Here is a 15,948-nt window from a genome sequence, read left to right as displayed (position 1 = left end):
GTGCAATTTGCTGCAAGTTAGGCATAATAAACCGCTTCACTGTCATCCAGTCCTTCCTATGCAGAAAGAACCTCGTAAGGTCCGTGAGTTTCGCCGTCGCGAACAGGAAATCCTCGATACCGCGTTGAAGCTGTTCCTCGAACAGGGTGAAGACAGCGTCACTGTCGAGATGATCGCCGACGCCGTGGGTATCGGCAAAGGCACGATCTACAAGCACTTCAAGTCCAAGGCGGAGATCTACCTGCGCCTGATGCTCGACTATGAGCGTGACCTGAACGCGCTGTTGCACTCGGCCGATGTCGATCGCGACAAGGAGGCGCTGTCGCGCGCCTACTTCGAGTTCCGCATGCGCGACCCGCAGCGCTACCGGCTGTTCGACCGTCTGGAAGAAAAGGTGGTCAAGGGCAACCAGGTACCGGAAATGGTCGAGCAGTTGCACAGCATCCGCGCTTCCAACTTCGACCGCCTGACCCAGCTGATCAAGGGCCGCATCAGCGAAGGCAAGCTTGAAGACGTGCCGCCGTACTTCCACTACTGCGCCGCCTGGGCGTTGGTACATGGCGCCGTGGCGCTGTACCACTCGCCGTTCTGGAGCAACGTGCTGGAAGATCAGGAAGGCTTCTTCCAGTTCCTCATGGATATCGGCGTGCGCATGGGCAACAAGCGCAAGCGTGATCCGGAAGCGGCTAACTGAAGGTACTTGTCGTCACCGGGTGAAACTGGGGTGTAAAAGGGGACTTGCAAAAACTTGAACCATGAGTCAAGTTTTGCCAGCCCCGATTCATCCATGCCGGAGTCATCCATGATCGTCGATCGTCAAGGCAGGCGTTTTCGCAACCTGCGCGTCAGCCTGACGGCTGCCTGTAATTACGCCTGCAGCTACTGTGTGCCGGACGGCAAGCGCCTGGTAGCAACCCAGGATGAACTGTCGGCGGATGCCTTGGCGCGGGGCGTGGCCTACCTCATCGAAGCTGCTGGTATCGAGCGCTTGCGCATTACCGGAGGCGAGCCGCTGGTCAGCCCTCGACTGGATGCCTTTCTGGCGGCGGTAGCCAAGCTCGACCTTGACGACATCACGCTGACCACCAACGGGCAACTGCTCACCCGCAAGCTGCCACGACTGCAGGCAGCCGGTATTCGCCGCTTGAACGTGTCGCTCGATACCCTCGATCCCCACGCGTTCCGCCGCATCGCCCGTGGCGGTGACTTGGCCAGCGTGTTGGCAGGCATGGACCAGGCCAGCGCCATGGGCATGCGGATCAAGGTCAACATGGTGCCAATGCGTGGGCAGAACCTCGATCAGGTGCTGCCGATGCTCGACTACTGCATGGCGCGGGGGTTCGAGCTGCGTTTCATCGAGCTGATGCGCATGGGCCACCTGGCCCGGGACAACAACGCGTTCCTGCAGCAGTTTGTCGGGCTCGAGGCATTGCTCGATGTGATCGGCGGCCGTTATGCCTACCAGCAGGTCGACGCACCGCTGGATGCTACGGCGCTGCGCTACCAGATCCCGGGGCAAGGCCATTTCGGCGTCATAGCCAATGAAAGCGTGCCGTTCTGTCCTACCTGCTCGCGTCTGCGCCTGTCCTCGACCGGCTGGCTGCACGGCTGCCTGTCCTCCGGCAATCGTCACTATGTCGGCGACCTGCTGGAGAAACCCCGTCATCAGGCGCTCCCTGGCTTGCAGCGGCTACTGGTAAAAGCCTTGGCAGACAAGCAGGAACTGGCGTTTTCAGGTGATGTGATGGTGATGAAGGTGATTGGCGGCTGAAGCTGGCGCAAAAGCTGCATCCGCCGGCTATTCGCCGGTTTTTCGTCACCGGCCACTGGAGGAAAGATGCGTAGCCTGGTCTTGCTGCTGACGCTGATGGCGTTGGGCGGTTGCATGAATGTCAGCGATATGGGCGAGGGCGTCCGTTACCACATGAGCGATGCCGGTTTGCTGGACCACAGCGATACCCGTCGTAGCTTGTCGATTCGCCTGCAGCCTGATTCGTTCATCTTCATCGGCCAAGGCGCGTTCATGCCGCCAGGCAAGGGGCCGTTGCCGAAGCAGAATGTAGTGGCCGAAGAGGCATTCAAGAGCTTCATCGAGTACTTCCCGCTGGTGCGTCGCGCGCAAGGGCCGCTTGGGCTCGAAGAGGCGATCACCCAGGCCCGCTCGGTGGGCGCCGACTATGTCCTGTATACCCGCTTCGCTCGCACGGATGACCGCATCGGCAACGGCGATGAATGGTATGACGAGCAGGCCGTCGACCGCGTGGGTTGGGACACCGGTGTCGTCCAGATGATGCTGATCGAGACCAATACGCGATACCTGATCGACACGGTGCGGATCAAGAGCCGCGGCGGTTTGTTGACGTTCCACGACCAGTCGCCCCAGGATTTGCTTGGAGCACCGATGCGCGAGTACGCTCGTAGCCTTCTGGGCATGAGCGAGTGAGGGCAGGGCGATGACGGATTCCGGCAAGGCCAACGATCTACTGGCGCAAGTTCCCAAGCACAAGGGGCTGCCGCCGGTGCATCTGTGGAACCCGGATTTCTGCGGCGATATCGACATGCGTATTGCCCGCGATGGGACGTGGTACTACTTGGGTACGCCCATCGGGCGTAAGCCCATGGTTCGTCTGTTTTCGACGATCATACGCCGCGATGGCGATGATTATTTCCTGATTACCCCGGTGGAGAAGGTCGGCATCCGCGTCGATGATGCTCCATTCGTGGCCGTGTCGCTTGAGGTGCTCGGCAGTGGTGAGGCACAGGTGCTGCGCTTTACCAGCAATGTCGAGGATCAGGCCGAGGCAGGGCCGCAGCACCCGTTGCGGGTTGAAATCGATCCTGATACCCAGGAGCCGTCGCCTTATGTGCTGATGCGCAGCAATCTCGAGGCGTTGATCCACCGCAATGTGTTCTACCAGTTGGTCGACCTGGCGGTGCCACGGGTGATCGATGGCGAGGAGTGGCTCGGGGTGTGGAGCCATGGTGTGTTCTATCCGATCGGGCGCAATTGCTGAGAGCGTGCCGGCTGGCCTGCTGCTTTTCCTTCTGATTGGCCGTTTGCACCCTGTGCCGCCGGGCGCCGGTCAGGCAGTGATGTGTGGGGCCTGAGATGCCTGGCTGAAGATCTTCCGTCAGACAACGAAAAAGCCCCTGATGCTTGCGCATACAGGGGCTTTCTCAGTGTTTGGCTCCGCGACCTGGACTCGAACCAGGGACCCAATGATTAACAGTCATTTGCTCTACCGACTGAGCTATCGCGGAATCTGCGCGTATCTTACCGATTGCCAGGGGGAAGTCAAGCCTCCCCCTGACAAATCAATCAGTTACAGCACTTCAACGATGGCCTTGGTAACCACGTGAATGTTGCTCTGGTTCAGCGCGGCGACGGCGATGCGACCGGTGTCCAGGGCATAGATGCCGAAGTCGTTCTTCAGGCGGGTAACCTGCTCAACGGTCAGGCCCGAGTAGGAGAACATGCCCACCTGGCGGCCGACGAAGCTGAAGTCGCGCTTGGCGCCGTATTCGGCCAGCAGCGATACCATCTGCTTGCGCATGCCGTGGATGCGTTCGCGCATCTCGCCAAGCTCCGCTTCCCACATCTGGCGCAGCTCGGCGCTGTTGAGCACGGTGGCGACGATGGTCGCGCCGTGGGTCGGCGGGTTGGAGTAGGTGGTGCGGATCACACGCTTGACCTGCGAGAGGACACGGGTGCTTTCGTCTTTCGAGGCGGTGACGATCGACAGTGCGCCGACGCGCTCGCCGTACAGCGAGAACGACTTGGAGAACGAGCTGGAAACGAAGAACTCCATGCCCGATTCGGCGAACAGGCGCACGGCGAAGGCGTCTTCGCCGATGCCGTCACCGAAGCCCTGGTAGGCCATGTCGAGGAATGGCACGTGGCCCTTGGCCTTGACCACTTCCAGAACATTCTTCCAGTCGTCCAGGGTCAGGTCTACGCCGGTCGGGTTGTGGCAGCAGGCGTGCAGCACGACGATCGAACCGGATGGCAGGGCGTTGAGGTCTTCGAGCATGCCGGTGCGGTTGACGTCGTTGCTCGGTGCGTCGTAGTAACGGTAGTTCTGCACCGGGAAACCCGCGCTTTCGAACAGCGCACGGTGGTTTTCCCAGCTCGGGTCGCTGATGGCAACCACGGCATTCGGCGAAATGCGCTTGAGGAAGTCGGCGCCGATCTTCAGAGCGCCAGTGCCGCCTACAGCCTGCACGGTGACCACGCGGCCAGCGGCCAGCAGGGGCGATTCGGCACCGAACAGCAGTTTCTGCACGGCCTGGTCGTAGGTGGCGATACCATCGATCGGCAGGTAGCCGCGCGAGGCGTGCTGGGCTGCACGCTGGGTTTCGGCTTCGATCACGGCGCGCAGCAGCGGAATGCGGCCTTCCTCATTGCAGTACACGCCTACGCCCAGGTTGACCTTGTCGGTACGAGGGTCGGCGTTGAATGCTTCGTTGAGGCCCAGGATAGGGTCGCGGGGTGCCAGCTCGACAGCGGAAAACAGGCTCATTGTTACTTCGGCTCTGATTGGAGAGTGATAGGGCGTACACGCTCCAGCCGAATGCACTGAAGCGGTGCACAAACGGGGAGTCAGTATAGTGATACCGCCCGGTCACTGCGACAGTCGGGCGCAGCTTTTCCGGCGATTTGCGCAAATATTTTTCGACCATTGGTCGAAATGCCCGGTCCACCGTAATGCGCACTCACAGCTTGGCCTTGATTCCGGCCCCAGGCGGGCGCATTTGGGTATAGACTACTGGCTAAATTTACAGTTACTGCGTTACCGCGAGGTCCGTCATGTCCGAGTTCCAGCTCGTCACCCGTTTCCAGCCGGCCGGCGACCAGCCCGAGGCCATCCGCCAGATGGTCGAGGGTATCGACGCAGGCCTGTCGCACCAGACCCTGCTGGGGGTGACCGGCTCGGGCAAGACCTTCAGCATCGCCAATGTCATCCAGCAGGTGCAGCGGCCCACCCTGGTGCTGGCGCCGAACAAGACCCTGGCGGCGCAGTTGTATGGCGAGTTCAAGGCGTTCTTCCCGAACAACGCGGTGGAGTACTTCGTCTCCTACTACGACTACTACCAGCCAGAGGCCTACGTGCCGTCGTCGGACACCTTCATCGAGAAGGATGCCTCGATCAACGACCACATTGAACAGATGCGCCTGTCGGCGACCAAGGCGCTGCTGGAACGGCGCGATGCGATCATCGTCACCACCGTGTCGTGCATCTACGGCCTCGGCAGCCCCGAGACCTACCTGAAGATGGTCCTGCACGTCGACCGGGGCGACAAGCTTGACCAGCGCGCCTTGTTGCGCCGGCTGGCCGACCTGCAATACACCCGCAACGAGATGGACTTCGCCCGCGCCACATTCCGTGTGCGTGGCGATGTGATCGACATTTTCCCGGCCGAATCCGACCTCGAGGCCATCCGCATCGAGCTGTTCGATGACGAGGTCGAGAATATCGCCGCCTTCGACCCGCTGACCGGCGAGGTTTTCCGCAAGCTGCCACGCTTCACCTTCTACCCCAAGAGCCACTACGTGACCCCGCGGGAAACCCTGCTGGAGGCGGTGGAGGGCATCAAGGAAGAGTTGCAGGACCGGCTCGAGTACCTGCACAAGGCCAACAAGCTGGTCGAAGCCCAGCGCCTGGAGCAACGCACCCGTTTCGACCTGGAAATGATCCTCGAACTGGGTTACTGCAACGGCATCGAGAACTACTCGCGCTACCTGTCCGGGCGCCCGGCCGGCGCGCCGCCGCCCACGCTCTACGATTACCTGCCGGCCGATGCCCTGCTGGTGATCGACGAGTCCCACGTCAGCGTTCCCCAGGTGGGCGCCATGTACAAGGGCGACCGCTCGCGCAAGGAAACCCTGGTCGAATACGGCTTCCGCCTGCCGTCGGCACTGGATAACCGGCCGATGCGCTTTGACGAGTGGGAGGCTGTGAGCCCGCAGACCATCTTCGTGTCTGCCACCCCTGGCCCCTATGAAGCCGAGCATGCCGGCCGGGTGGTGGAGCAGGTAGTGCGCCCGACCGGCCTGGTCGACCCACAGGTTGAAGTGCGCCCGGCGCTGACCCAGGTCGACGACCTGCTGTCGGAGATCCGCAAGCGCGTCGCCCAGGGCGACCGGGTGCTGGCGACCACGCTGACCAAGCGCATGGCCGAAGACCTCACCGACTACCTGGCCGACCACGATGTGCGGGTACGCTACCTGCACTCGGACATCGACACGGTGGAGCGCGTTGAGATCATCCGTGACTTGCGCCTGGGCACCTTCGATGTGCTGGTGGGCATCAACCTGCTGCGCGAGGGCCTGGACATGCCTGAGGTGTCGCTGGTGGCCATTCTGGATGCCGACAAGGAAGGCTTCCTGCGTTCCGAGCGCTCGCTGATCCAGACCATTGGCCGTGCCGCACGTAACCTCAATGGCCGGGCGATCCTGTATGCCGACAACATCACAGGCTCCATGCAGCGCGCCATCGATGAGACGGAGCGGCGCCGGGAGAAGCAGATCGCGTTCAACCAGGCCAACGGCATCGTGCCCAAGGGTGTGGTCAAGGACATCACCGACATCATGGAAGGCGCCACCGTGCCCGGCGCGCGCAGCAAGAAGCGCAAGGGCATGGCCAAGGCGGCGGAGGAGAGCGCCCGTTACGAGGCCGAGCTGCGAACGCCGGGCGAGATCACCAAGCGCATCAAGCAGCTGGAAGAGAAGATGATGCAGCTTGCCCGCGACCTCGAATTCGAAGCTGCCGCGCAGCTGCGGGACGAGATTACCCAGTTGCGCGAGCGCCTGATCACCAGCTGATTTCTTTGCTTACTGTACCGGCCTCTTCGCGGGTAAACCCGCTCCCACAGGTATTACATAGCTCTCAAGTGCTGTGAGATCCCTGTGGGAGCGGGTTCACCCGCGAAGAGGCCGGTACAGGCAATACAAATCTCAGTGGGCTTCCCCAGCCTTCAACCCCTCCGGCAGCTTCCGGGTCAACAGCACTGCCACCATGCTCACCGCCAGCCCGATCCCGACAAAGTGGAAGGCATCGTTGTAGGCCATGATCAGCGCCTGCTGGTGGGTAATCTCGCTCAGCTTGCCCAACGCCGCACTGTCACTGCCCAATCGCTCCGCCAATTGCGCCAGCCGCTCCGCCACCTGCGGATTGCTCGGTACCACCGACTCCCGCAGGTAATCGAAATACACCTTGGTCCGCGCATCCAGCAAGGTTGCCAGCAGGGCGATGCCGATCGCGCCGCCCAGGTTGCGCAGAATGTTGAACAGGCTCGACGCAGACCCGGCATCCTGCGGCTGGATATACGCCGTGGCGATCAGCGAAATGGTCACCATGATCATCGGCTGGCCGAGGGCGCGGATGATCTGGATATGGTTGAACTGCGGCCCGGCAAAGTCCGGGTTCAACACCCCCGAGCCGAAACTGGCGACACCGAACAGGCAGAAGCCGAGGGCGCACAGCAGCTTGGGCGACACCACCTTCATGATTTGCGGCACCAGCGGAATCAGAAACAGCTGCGGAATGCCCATCCACATGATCACTTCGCCGATCTGCAGGGCGTTGTAGCCCTGGATCTGTGCCAGGTACAGCGGCAGCAGGTAGATCGAACCGTAAAGCCCCACGCCCATGCCCAGGCTGGCAATGCTCGACAGGCCGAAATTGCGGTTGCCGAGGATGCGCAGGTTGATCAGGGGCTGCGGTTTGGACAGCTGCAGGATGACGAAGGTGGTCAGGCTGATCACGGCGACGGTCGCCAGGCCGACGATCAGGTTCGACTCCAGCCAGTCCTTGCGGTGGCCCTCCTCAAGGAAGACCTGCAAGCAACCCAGGCCCACGCCGAGGGTGACGATGCCCGCATAATCGGTGCTTTTCAGCAGTTCCCAGTGCGCTTCTTTCTTCTCCAGGCCATAGAGCAGGCCGGCGATCATCACCAGCCCGGGCGGGATGTTGATATAGAAGATGTATTCCCAGCCCCAGTTTTCGGTCAGCCAGCCGCCAAGGGTGGGGCCGATCGACGGGGCGAAGGTGGCTGTCATGGCGAACATGGCCATGCCTTTGGCACGGTGATGCTCAGGCAGTTTGATCAGGGTCAGGGTGAATGCCAGCGGAATAAGCGCGCCGCCGGTGAAACCCTGTAGGGCACGGAACAGGATCATGCTCTCGAGGTTCCAGGCCATCGAGCAGAGCAACGAGGACACCAGGAAACCGCCAGACACCCACACCGCCAGGCGCCTCGCCGAGAGCAGCTGCACCAGCCAGGCGGTCAGCGGAATCATGATGATTTCCGCCACCAGGTAGGAGGTGGATATCCACGAGCCTTCCTCCAGCGTCGCTGAAAGCGCGCCCTGTATGTCCTTGAGCGAGGAGTTGGTGATCTGGATATCCAGCACGGCCATGAAGGCCCCCAGCATCACGCTCATCACCGCGATCCAGTCGCGTCGGGTCGGCTCCGCAGTCGGGCGGAGCAGTTGATCACCGGCCATCGTGGCCTGCGTCTTCGTTGCGCAGGTCGACGGTGGCGGTGACCGACATGCCGGGGCGAATGCGCCCATGCAACGGGTTGTCGGCAGCGAACGTCAGCTTCACCGGAATGCGCTGCACCACCTTGGTGAAGTTGCCGGTGGCGTTATCTGGCGGCAGCAGGCTGAACTGCGCGCCGGACGCGGCGAACAGGCTGTCGACGCGGCCTTCGATCGGGGTGTCGGGGTAGCTGTCGAACAGCAGTTCGGCGCGCTGACCGGGATGCATCTTGCCGATCTGGGTTTCCTTGAAGTTGGCCTGCACCCAGATGTTCTCATCGGGCACGATCGACAACAGGTAGGCGCCGGCCTGAACGACTTGGCCATTGCGGGCATTGCGCTGGCCGATGGTGCCGCTCAGTGGCGCGCGAATCTCGCAGCGGGTCAGGTTCAGTTCCGCCTGGGCCAGGTCGGCGCGGGCATTGGCGATTTGCGCGTCGAGGCGTTTGAGGTCGGCGGTCAAGGCGTTGACCTGCTGGCGCTGGCTTTGCAGGTCGGCACGGGCTTTGTCGACCTGGGAACCGGCCACATGGCTGTCTGCTGACAGGGTGGTCACCCGCTCTTCGGAGACGAAGCCGGGCTTTCGCAGCTTTTCGGCACGGCTCAGGTCAAGGCGCGCGCGGTCGAACGTGGCCTGGTTGGCGGCGACCTGCGCCTGCCCTGCGGCGATCTGGCTGCCTTGCTGGGTCAGCCGGCTCTGGGCCTGGGCATATTCGGCCTCGCGGGTGGCGAGGGCGGCGCGGGCGCGCTCTACTGCCAGCTCGAAGTCGGCTGCCTCCAGACGCACCAGCAGGTCGCCTTTGTTCACGTGCTGATTATCGTCGACCCGGACCTCGTCGATGCGTGCGCCGAGCTGGCTGGAGATACGGGTGATTTCACCCTGCACGTAGGCATTGTCGGTGCTCTCAAAGAAGCGGCCTTTGAAATACCACTCGGCCAGGAAGGCGAGGGCGATGAGGGCCACCAGGGTGAAGAAGATCGCCAGGCGGCGTTTGAGTTGGGCAGGCATGGGGACTATCGTTCCAGAAATGTAAATAAATTTAACAGCGGCAGATGGCCCGTCGACAAGTGACGTTCGCGCCATTGCTGGAGCCCGGTGCCTGCTCCCTGCTAACATCCCGCCTTTGTTTCATCTTTCGTTCGAGACTCTCATGACCACCGTTCGCACGCGTATCGCGCCATCGCCCACTGGCGACCCCCATGTCGGCACCGCCTACATCGCCCTGTTCAACTACTGCTTTGCCAAGCAGCACGGCGGTGAGTTCATCCTGCGTATCGAAGACACCGACCAACTGCGCTCCACGCGCGAGTCGGAGCAGCAGATCTTCGACGCCCTGCGCTGGCTCGGCATCGAATGGAACGAAGGCCCGGATGTCGGTGGCCCGCACGGTCCGTACCGGCAGAGCGAGCGTGGCGAGATCTACGCCAGGTACGCCAAGGAGCTGGTCGATGCCGGCCACGCCTTCTACTGCTTCTGCACCGCCGAAGAGCTGGAGCAGATGCGTGCCGAGCAGATGGCCCGGGGCGAAACCCCGCGCTACGACGGCCGTGCCCTGCTGCTGAGCGCCGAAGAGGTGCAGCGCCGCCTGGCCGCTGGCGAGCCGCATGTGATCCGCATGAAGGTGCCGAGCGAAGGTGTTTGCGTGGTTCCGGACATGCTTCGTGGCGACGTCGAAATTCCATGGGACCGCATGGACATGCAGGTGCTGATGAAGAATGACGGCCTGCCGACCTACTTCCTGGCCAACGTGGTCGATGACCACCTGATGGGCATCACCCATGTCCTGCGCGGCGAAGAGTGGCTGCCGTCGGCACCGAAGCTGATCAAGCTGTATGAGTATTTCGGTTGGGAGCAGCCGAAGCTTTGCTACATGCCGCTGCTGCGCAACCCGGACAAGTCCAAGCTGTCCAAGCGCAAGAACCCGACGTCGGTGACCTTCTACGAGCGCATGGGCTTCATGCCCGAGGCCATGCTCAACTACCTGGGCCGCATGGGCTGGTCGATGCCGGACGAGCGCGAGAAGTTCTCCCTGGCCGAGATGGTCGAGCACTTCGACCTGTCGCGTATCTCCCTGGGTGGCCCGATTTTCGACATCGAGAAGCTGTCCTGGCTCAATGGCCAGTGGCTGCGCGAGCTGCCGGTAGAAGAATTCGCCGCACGTGTGCAGAAGTGGGCATTCAACAGCGACTACATGATGAAAATCGCCCCGCATGTGCAGGGCCGGGTCGAGACCTTCAGCCAGATCGCCCCGTTGGGTGGTTTCTTCTTCGAGGGCGCGCTCAAGCTCGATGCCAAGCTGTTCGAAAGCAAGAAGCTGTCCGCCGACCAGGTGCGCCAGGTGATGCAGCTGATCCTGTGGAAACTGGAAGGCCTGCGCCAGTGGGAGAAAGAGCGCATCACCGGCTGCATCCAGGCCGTGGTCGAAGCGCTTGAGCTGAAGCTGCGTGACGCCATGCCACTGATGTTCGCCGCCATTACCGGCCAGGCCAGCTCGGTGTCGGTGCTCGACGCCATGGAAATCCTTGGCCCCGACCTGACCCGCTACCGTCTGCGCCAGGCCCTGGACCTGCTCGGCGGTGTGTCGAAGAAAGAAAACAAGGAATGGGAAAAGCTGCTGGCGAACATCGCCTGATAGCCTTGCGCAGCGATAACTGAACCTGTGGGAGCGGGTTCACCCGCGAATACGATGATGCATTCACCGCAGCATTCGCGGGTAAACCCGCTCCTACAAGGCTCGATGTTCAGGTTTGCACGGGGCAGGGCGGTAAGTGATTGTTATCTGTGAAAAAAATTTTGAATATTTTCAAAATTTAGTTTGACAGCCCTGCAATCCGATCTTAATATGCGCCCCGTCCACAGCGATGAACGAAAACGAAACGCCAGGCACCCAGCCAGCGCTTCTGTTCAGAGCGACATTGTGGGGCTATAGCTCAGCTGGGAGAGCGCCTGCATGGCATGCAGGAGGTCAGCGGTTCGATCCCGCTTAGCTCCACCAAATTCCGTTTGATGGCCAAGGCTGTCAAGCAAGACCGGGTCCAGCAACCGGGTCTTGAAGGTAAGAAGGTTCGTCCCCTTCGTCTAGTGGCCTAGGACACCGCCCTTTCACGGCGGTAACAGGGGTTCGAGTCCCCTAGGGGACGCCAGTTTTACACAAGCGATGTTTCAGGATGTCGCTGGGCCGAGAGGCTAGAAATCCGGGGCTATAGCTCAGCTGGGAGAGCGCCTGCATGGCATGCAGGAGGTCAGCGGTTCGATCCCGCTTAGCTCCACCAATTCTGCCAGGGTTCGATGCGTCGAATCTTCGCGAAGGTTACGTCCCCTTCGTCTAGTGGCCTAGGACACCGCCCTTTCACGGCGGTAACAGGGGTTCGAGTCCCCTAGGGGACGCCACTTTTACCCGCGTTTTGCGGGACTTTAAAAGGCTCGTTCGCATATTGAATGAGTCTTTTGTTTCGGGGCTATAGCTCAGCTGGGAGAGCGCCTGCATGGCATGCAGGAGGTCAGCGGTTCGATCCCGCTTAGCTCCACCAATTCTGCCAGGGTTCGATGCGTCGGACCTTCGCGAAGGTTACGTCCCCTTCGTCTAGTGGCCTAGGACACCGCCCTTTCACGGCGGTAACAGGGGTTCGAGTCCCCTAGGGGACGCCATTTTTACCCGCGTTTTGCGGGACTTTTAAGGCTCATTCGATTATTGAATGGGCCTTTTGTTTTTCTTCCGCCGAAAAAATGCTGCTACCGACAAGCGGCGGCAAATTCTGCTTGCCAAAAAATATTATGAGAATAATATTTCGATCATAATATTTTGATCGGCAACCGGCCAATGAGCGACAAGAAGAGCAAGACCCGCGAACGCATTCTCGAAGCAGCCCGCAGCGCGTTGATCCAGCATGGCCCGGCCGAGCCGAGCGTCGGCCAGGTAATGGGCGCGGCAGGCCTGACCGTGGGGGGGTTCTATGCGCACTTCGCGAGCAAGGACGAACTCATGCTCGAAGCCTTCCGCCAGTTGCTGGGCGAACGGCGTGCCTTGCTCGCCCAGATAGACCCGAACCTGGATGGCGAAGGGCGCCGTGCCCTGGCGAGCGCCTTCTACCTGTCGCGCAAGCACCGTGACGCCGAGGTGCATGCTTGCCCGCTGCCGAACTCGCTCGGCGAGATGCAGCGTCTGCCGGCAGCCTTCCGTGAAGTGCTGGCCGAGCATATCGAGCTGATGACGGCGGCGATGGTCGACCGCCCGGAAGACGCCGACAAAGCCTTGGCTGACCTGGCCCTGATGATCGGTGGCCTGGCCCTGGCGCGGGCCTTGGGCCCGGGCGAGTTGTCCGATCGCATTCTACGTGCCGCCAAGTCGGCAGTTCTCTGATACCCCTGGTCCTGGAGCAAGGCGATGACTACCCTGAGCTGGATTCGTGGCGTAAATGGCACCTTGGGTCGACTGGCCCCCGAGCATGTCGCCGGCAAGATGCGCCGTGCCTTCATGACCCCGCGCAATCTGCCCCCACGGCAATGGGAGCTGCCGCTGCTGGCCAGTGCCGAGCGCATCACCTTGCGCTTCGGCTTGTCGGCCTTGCGTTGGGGCAAAGGGCCGACAGTGTTGCTGATGCACGGCTGGGAAGGGCGCCCGACCCAGTTCGCGGCGTTGATCGAAACGCTGGTGCGGGCCGGGCACACGGTGGTCTCGCTGGAGGGCCCGGCCCACGGTCGCTCGCCCGGCCAGCAGGCGCATGTGGTGCTGTTTGCCCGGGCGCTGCTGGAAGCGGCCGCCGAGTTGCCGCCGCTACGTGCCGTGATCGGTCACTCCATGGGCGGCGCCAGCGTGTTGCTGGCGCTGCAGATGGGGCTGCGTGCCGAGGCCGCAGTGAGCATTGCGGCGCCTGCACAGCTGCTGGGTGTCTTGCGTGGCTTTGCCCAGCGCCTTGGGCTGCCGGCGCGGGCCAGGGCGGCGTTCATTCGCCAGGTCGAGCGCGATGTCGGCATGCAGATCGCTCGCCTCGATGTCAGTGGCTACCAGCTGGAGCTGCCCGGGCTGGTGGTGCATGCGGCGGATGATGCGCTGGTGCCCGCGGGTGAGGCGCAGCTCATCCACAAGGCCTGGTTCGACAGCCGACTGATGTTACTGGAGGAGGGTGGGCATCAGCGCCTGCTGGCTGACCCGCGTCTGGGCGAGGCGGTGCTGGAGCTTCTGGCCCGTGAGCCTACGCGGCAGAGTGCCTGAACATCCGTTACACTCGGCCCGTTCATTGAGATTGGGAGCGGGCATGAGCTGGGACCTGGAAGCGCCATTCATCATCGACCTGCGTGTCGGCAGCGAGGACATCGACGGCCTCGGCCACGCCAACAACGCGGTCTACGTCACCTGGCTGGAGCGCTGCGCCTGGCGCCACTCCCAGCGTCTGGGCCTGGACCTGGCCGAGTACCGGCGCCTGGACCGGGCCATGGCGGTGGTGCGCCACGAGATCGACTACCTCGCTGCGGGCTACGAGGACGATGAGCTGCAACTGGCCACCTGGATCATCGACTGGGACCAGCGCCTGCGCATGACCCGGCGCTTCCAGCTCAAGCGTCCACGTGATGGTGTGACCTTGCTGCGTGCACAGACCACCTTCGCCTGCATCGAGCTGTCCAGCGGCAAGCCCAAGCGCATGCCGGCCGAATTTCTCGAGGGTTACGGGCCGGCGCTGATCGGCAACTGAAGCCACGGTTTTTTTTGCTAGACTGCCGCCTTTTTACGCCGAGACCCCGACATGCAAATTGCCCTGGCCCCCATGGAGGGGCTGGTCGACAACATCCTGCGCGACGTCCTGACCCGAGTGGGCGGCATCGATTGGTGCGTCACCGAGTTCATCCGCGTGTGCGACCGCCTGCTGCCGGCCTCCTCGTTCGACAAGCTCGCCCCTGAGCTGCGCCAGGGCGCACGCACGGCCGCTGGCGTGCCGATGCGTGTGCAGTTGCTGGGCTCGGACCCGGTGTGCCTGGCGGAGAACGCCGCGCTGGCCTGCGAGCTGGGGGCGCCGGTCATCGACCTGAATTTCGGCTGCCCGGCCAAGACCGTGAACAAGTCGCGTGGCGGCGCAGTGCTGCTCAAGGAGCCGGAGCTGTTGCATGCCATCGTTCGCGAAGTGCGCCGTGCGGTGCCCGCGCACATCCCGGTCACTGCCAAGATGCGCCTGGGTTTCGATAGCCCGGACGGGGCGCTGGAATGTGCCACGGCGTTGGCCGAGGGCGGTTCGGCGCACCTGGTGGTGCATGCGCGGACCAAGGTCGAAGGCTACAAGCCACCCGCCCACTGGGAGTGGGTAGCGCGGGTGCAGGATGTGGTCCGGGTGCCGGTGTTTGCCAATGGCGAAATCTGGAGCGTTGACGACTGGCGGCGTTGCCGCGAGGTCAGCGGTGCCGAAGACATCATGCTGGGGCGCGGGCTGGTGTCGCGCCCGGACCTGGCCCTGCAGATCGCCGCGGCGCGCGACGGGCAGCAATACCAGCCGATGAGCTGGGTTGAGCTGCTGCCGTTGTTGCGCGAATTCTGGCGCCAGGCCCAGGCCAAGCTGTCGCCGCGCTATGCGCCGGGGCGGATGAAGCAGTGGCTGGCGATGCTGACCCGTAGTTATCCCGAGGCGGTGGTGCTGTTTGCCGAGTTGCGCCGAGAAGACGATTGCGCCCGCATCAGCCGGTTGCTTGGGGTCGAGGTGACTTCCTTCGAGTCTTGTGTCGCCTGATCCGGCCTCTTCGCGGGTAAACCCGCACAGGTACAGCGCTGCCCTCGGGACCTGTGAAATCCCTGTGGGAGCGGGTTCACCCGCGAAAGGGCCATCAGCTCCAAACAGATTTTTTCAGGGCACCCCTTGAAAGCTTTCTTGTAGCCCCTATCTCTTGAGTACGCGATGCCGAAGTCGGGTCGCGCAGTGACTTTACTTGCTGAAACTCAGGAGTTTATGACCATGACTACCGCTTTCTCTCTCGCTCCACTGTTCCGTCATTCCGTTGGCTTCGACCGTTTCAACGACCTGTTCGAGTCTGCGGCGCGCAATGAGGCGGGTAGCAGCTACCCTCCCTACAACGTGGAAAAACATGGCGATGACCACTATCGCATCGTGGTTGCCGCAGCCGGCTTCCAGGAGCAGGACCTCGACCTGCAAGTCGAAAAGGGTGTCCTGACCGTAACCGGTGGCAAACGCGAGAACGGCACTGCTGAAGTGACTTACCTGCACCAGGGCATTGCCCAGCGTGCCTTCAAGCTGTCGTTCCGCCTGGCCGACCATATCGAGGTCAAGTCGGCTGGCCTGGCCAACGGCCTGCTCAGCATCGACCTGCTGCGCATCGTGCCGGAAGAAGCCAAGGCCAAGCGCATCCCGATCAATGGCGACCAGCCTGCGCTGAACTGAGTTCAGTGTGAAGAAAGGGCACCTTC

At 62.3% G+C, this 15,948-nt stretch carries 14 protein-coding genes and 7 tRNA genes; 17 read left to right on the top strand and 4 right to left on the bottom strand.

The window, feature by feature from the left end; all coding sequences use genetic code 11:
• Positions 1-58: 58 nt before the first annotated feature.
• From ACQKPS_RS13345 to ACQKPS_RS13330, 4 genes are all read left to right on the top strand, one after another.
• Positions 59-694 (top strand): TetR/AcrR family transcriptional regulator, encoded by a 636-nt coding sequence (locus tag ACQKPS_RS13345; protein ID WP_110638337.1) that lies wholly within the window; start codon positions 59-61, stop codon positions 692-694.
• A 108-nt stretch (positions 695-802) separates the two neighbouring features.
• Positions 803-1,771: a GTP 3',8-cyclase MoaA gene (locus ACQKPS_RS13340; protein WP_427604402.1), complete on the top strand. Its 969-nt coding sequence runs from the start codon at positions 803-805 to the stop codon at positions 1,769-1,771.
• 66 nt (positions 1,772-1,837) lie between these two features.
• Positions 1,838-2,443, top strand: a complete 606-nt coding sequence (locus tag ACQKPS_RS13335) for a DUF4823 domain-containing protein (RefSeq protein ID WP_254480895.1) — start codon at positions 1,838-1,840, stop codon at positions 2,441-2,443.
• Between the two features lie 10 nt (positions 2,444-2,453).
• A complete protein-coding gene (locus tag ACQKPS_RS13330; protein ID WP_427604400.1) occupies positions 2,454-3,014 on the top strand; it encodes a DUF1285 domain-containing protein in 561 nt (186 codons plus the stop codon).
• Between the two features lie 171 nt (positions 3,015-3,185).
• Here the strand turns inward: ACQKPS_RS13330 and ACQKPS_RS13325 are convergent.
• Positions 3,186-3,261 (bottom strand) — tRNA-Asn (locus tag ACQKPS_RS13325).
• A 62-nt stretch (positions 3,262-3,323) separates the two neighbouring features.
• The gene (locus ACQKPS_RS13320; protein ID WP_283725120.1) at positions 3,324-4,520 is read right to left on the bottom strand and encodes an amino acid aminotransferase; all 1,197 of its coding nucleotides are present in this window, start codon (positions 4,518-4,520) and stop codon (positions 3,324-3,326) included.
• A gap of 287 nt (positions 4,521-4,807) precedes the next feature.
• On the opposite strand from ACQKPS_RS13320, the gene uvrB reads away from it, so the two are divergent.
• Positions 4,808-6,823, top strand: a complete 2,016-nt coding sequence (gene uvrB, locus ACQKPS_RS13315) for an excinuclease ABC subunit UvrB (RefSeq protein ID WP_176510205.1) — start codon at positions 4,808-4,810, stop codon at positions 6,821-6,823.
• Positions 6,824-6,955: 132 nt separating this feature from the next.
• Here the strand turns inward: uvrB and ACQKPS_RS13310 are convergent, their stop codons facing one another.
• A complete protein-coding gene (locus ACQKPS_RS13310) occupies positions 6,956-8,446 on the bottom strand; it encodes an MDR family MFS transporter (RefSeq protein WP_427604629.1) in 1,491 nt (496 codons plus the stop codon).
• A 49-nt stretch (positions 8,447-8,495) separates the two neighbouring features.
• A complete protein-coding gene (locus tag ACQKPS_RS13305) occupies positions 8,496-9,551 on the bottom strand; it encodes an HlyD family secretion protein (RefSeq protein WP_427604397.1) in 1,056 nt (351 codons plus the stop codon).
• Between the two features lie 142 nt (positions 9,552-9,693).
• Here ACQKPS_RS13305 and gltX point away from each other — a divergent pair, with 142 nt between their 5' ends.
• From gltX to ACQKPS_RS13245, 12 genes are all read left to right on the top strand, one after another.
• Entirely contained in the window at positions 9,694-11,175 is a 1,482-nt protein-coding gene (gltX, locus tag ACQKPS_RS13300; RefSeq protein WP_254480891.1) for a glutamate--tRNA ligase, read from the top strand.
• A 287-nt stretch (positions 11,176-11,462) separates the two neighbouring features.
• Positions 11,463-11,538, top strand: a tRNA-Ala gene (locus ACQKPS_RS13295).
• A 72-nt stretch (positions 11,539-11,610) separates the two neighbouring features.
• A tRNA-Glu gene (locus ACQKPS_RS13290) sits at positions 11,611-11,686 on the top strand.
• A gap of 53 nt (positions 11,687-11,739) precedes the next feature.
• A tRNA-Ala gene (locus ACQKPS_RS13285) sits at positions 11,740-11,815 on the top strand.
• 42 nt (positions 11,816-11,857) lie between these two features.
• Positions 11,858-11,933: transfer RNA gene (locus ACQKPS_RS13280), tRNA-Glu, on the top strand.
• Between the two features lie 64 nt (positions 11,934-11,997).
• Positions 11,998-12,073: transfer RNA gene (locus ACQKPS_RS13275), tRNA-Ala, on the top strand.
• Positions 12,074-12,115: 42 nt separating this feature from the next.
• A tRNA-Glu gene (locus ACQKPS_RS13270) sits at positions 12,116-12,191 on the top strand.
• A 172-nt stretch (positions 12,192-12,363) separates the two neighbouring features.
• Positions 12,364-12,903, top strand: a complete 540-nt coding sequence (locus tag ACQKPS_RS13265; RefSeq protein ID WP_254480890.1) for a TetR/AcrR family transcriptional regulator — start codon at positions 12,364-12,366, stop codon at positions 12,901-12,903.
• Positions 12,904-12,927: 24 nt separating this feature from the next.
• A complete protein-coding gene (locus ACQKPS_RS13260; protein WP_254480889.1) occupies positions 12,928-13,755 on the top strand; it encodes an alpha/beta hydrolase in 828 nt (275 codons plus the stop codon).
• Between the two features lie 43 nt (positions 13,756-13,798).
• Positions 13,799-14,233: an acyl-CoA thioesterase gene (locus ACQKPS_RS13255; protein WP_176510200.1), complete on the top strand. Its 435-nt coding sequence runs from the start codon at positions 13,799-13,801 to the stop codon at positions 14,231-14,233.
• A gap of 51 nt (positions 14,234-14,284) precedes the next feature.
• A complete protein-coding gene (locus ACQKPS_RS13250) occupies positions 14,285-15,256 on the top strand; it encodes a tRNA dihydrouridine synthase (protein WP_254480888.1) in 972 nt (323 codons plus the stop codon).
• A gap of 222 nt (positions 15,257-15,478) precedes the next feature.
• Entirely contained in the window at positions 15,479-15,922 is a 444-nt protein-coding gene (locus ACQKPS_RS13245; protein ID WP_176510198.1) for an Hsp20 family protein, read from the top strand.
• Positions 15,923-15,948 lie beyond the last annotated feature (26 nt).

The sequence above is a fragment of the Pseudomonas sp. NPDC086566 genome (genome assembly GCF_050280885.1).
Taxonomy (GTDB): Bacteria; Pseudomonadota; Gammaproteobacteria; order Pseudomonadales; family Pseudomonadaceae; genus Aquipseudomonas; species Aquipseudomonas vlassakiae.
This window is presented reverse-complemented; position numbering and strand designations above follow the sequence as displayed.